The following is a 1446-nucleotide window of genomic DNA, read 5'->3' as shown; positions in this document are numbered from 1 at the left end:
GGCGAGTTCGTTACTTCAGAACTAACACAGTGGACGCGAGCAACTGAGGACAAGCCCTCGGCCTATTAGTACCGGTCAGCTCCACCCATTACTGGGCTTCCACATCCGGCCTATCAACCCAGTCGTCTACTGGGAGCCTTACCCTCTCAAGGAGGTGGGAACACTCATCTCGAAGCAGGCTTCCCGCTTAGATGCTTTCAGCGGTTATCCCTCCCGAACGTAGCCAACCAGCCATGCCCTTGGCAGGACAACTGGCACACCAGAGGTTCGTCCGTCCCGGTCCTCTCGTACTAGGGACAGCCCTTCTCAATGTTCCTGCGCGCGCAGCGGATAGGGACCGAACTGTCTCACGACGTTCTAAACCCAGCTCGCGTACCGCTTTAATGGGCGAACAGCCCAACCCTTGGGACCGACTCCAGCCCCAGGATGCGACGAGCCGACATCGAGGTGCCAAACCATCCCGTCGATATGGACTCTTGGGGAAGATCAGCCTGTTATCCCCGGGGTACCTTTTATCCGTTGAGCGACGGCGCTTCCACAAGCCACCGCCGGATCACTAGTCCCGACTTTCGTCCCTGCTCGACCCGTCGGTCTCACAGTCAAGCTCCCTTGTGCACTTACACTCAACACCTGATTGCCAACCAGGCTGAGGGAACCTTTGGGCGCCTCCGTTACCCTTTGGGAGGCAACCGCCCCAGTTAAACTACCCATCAGACACTGTCCCTGATCCGGATCACGGACCGAGGTTAGACATCCAGCACGACCAGAGTGGTATTTCAACGGCGACTCCACCATGACTGGCGTCACGGCTTCAAAGTCTCCCACCTATCCTACACAAGCCGAACCGAACACCAATATCAAACTGTAGTAAAGGTCCCGGGGTCTTTCCGTCCTGCTGCGCGAAACGAGCATCTTTACTCGTAGTGCAATTTCACCGGGCCTATGGTTGAGACAGTCGAGAAGTCGTTACGCCATTCGTGCAGGTCGGAACTTACCCGACAAGGAATTTCGCTACCTTAGGATGGTTATAGTTACCACCGCCGTTTACTGGCGCTTAAGTTCTCAGCTTCGCAACCCCGAAAGGTCACTAACCGGTCCCCTTAACGTTCCAGCACCGGGCAGGCGTCAGTCCGTATACATCGCCTTACGGCTTCGCACGGACCTGTGTTTTTAGTAAACAGTCGCTTCTCGCTGGTCTCTGCGGCCACCCCCAGCTCACGGAGTAAATCCGATCACCGGTGATGGCCCCCCTTCTCCCGAAGTTACGGGGGCATTTTGCCGAGTTCCTTAACCATAGTTCACCCGAACGCCTCGGTATTCTCTACCTGACCACCTGAGTCGGTTTAGGGTACGGGCCGCCATGAAACTCGCTAGAGGCTTTTCTCGACAGCATAGGATCATCCACTTCACCACAATCGGCTCGGCATCAGGTCTCAGGCTTCATGC

At 56.4% G+C, this 1446-nt stretch carries 1 rRNA gene; it reads right to left on the bottom strand.

The window, feature by feature from the left end:
- Nucleotides 1-45: 45 nt before the first annotated feature.
- A 23S ribosomal RNA gene (locus tag ACZ4VI_RS34605) occupies nucleotides 46-1446 on the bottom strand; the annotation flags it as partial.

Source organism: Streptomyces sp. NPDC029169, assembly GCF_055563935.1.
Note: the sequence above shows the minus strand (reverse complement) of the source record. Positions and strands in the feature narration are given on the sequence as shown.